The 910-nt window shown below is 43.8% G+C and carries 1 protein-coding gene; it reads left to right on the top strand.

Going from position 1 to position 910, the window contains the following annotated elements; all coding sequences use genetic code 11:
- Window positions 1–17: 17 nt before the first annotated feature.
- A partial coding sequence (locus ABEQ74_RS29820) for an IS3 family transposase (RefSeq protein WP_430125959.1) occupies window positions 18–910 on the top strand: 893 nt, incomplete at its 3' end.

The following is a 910-nucleotide window of genomic DNA, read 5'->3' as shown; positions in this document are numbered from 1 at the left end:
GGACGCCCTCGTACGACATTCTCAAGTATCGAAGAAGAACGGGATTATTTAAAAGCGCAGGTAGATTATTTAAAAAAGCGGTATCCAAATCTGTTAAAGGAGACACCCTTAGTCGACAGCAAAGCTACGAAATCATTGAGGAACTGAGGGAACTACATGGTGTTACAAGATTGTTAGCTATTGTGGGGGTGCCTAGAGCCAGTTACTACAAGTGGCGGTCAACGCGCCTGGATCGCAGCCAAAAAGAAGGCTTGGATCAAGAGATCAAAGAACACATGATGGCTACTCACTTGGCTCATCCGTATTTTGGCTATCCTCGAATGGTAACAGCTCTCTGGGAAGCAGGTTACCGTGTCAATCACAAAAAGGTATGGCGTTTGATGAAAGAACTGTCGATTCAGTCCGTGATTCGAAAGAAACGAAAATCATCCAGTTATACACCATCCGTGGTGTACCCTAACCGACTCAAACGTCAATTTCATGCTACGGCCCCGGGGCAAAAAATGGTGACGGATATTACCTATATTTCTGACAAAACACACTTTTATTATTTGTCCGTGATTCAAGATCTGTTTAATAATGAGATTGTAGCTTGGCAGATCTCTAGACGTAACGATGTGGAACTTGTACTCGACACCGTTGAGCAGTGGACACGAAAAAGAGACGTCTCAGAAGCCGTGCTCCATTCGGATCAGGGCTTCCAATATACGTCTCAGGCGTACAACACACGATTAAAAGAATTCAGCATTAAAGGCAGCCACTCTCGCAAAGCAACCTGCCTAGATAATGCATGCATCGAATCCTTTTTTTCGCATCTCAAAACGGAAAAGTTGTACCTCCTTCAGTGTAAAACAGAAGGAGAGTTACATCAAGCCGTTGAAGATTACATCTACTTTTACAACTACCAGCG

This window comes from Paenibacillus solani (assembly GCF_050475945.1).
In the GTDB taxonomy this organism is placed as follows: Bacteria; Bacillota; Bacilli; order Paenibacillales; family Paenibacillaceae; genus Paenibacillus_AQ; species Paenibacillus_AQ solani_A.
This window is presented reverse-complemented; position numbering and strand designations above follow the sequence as displayed.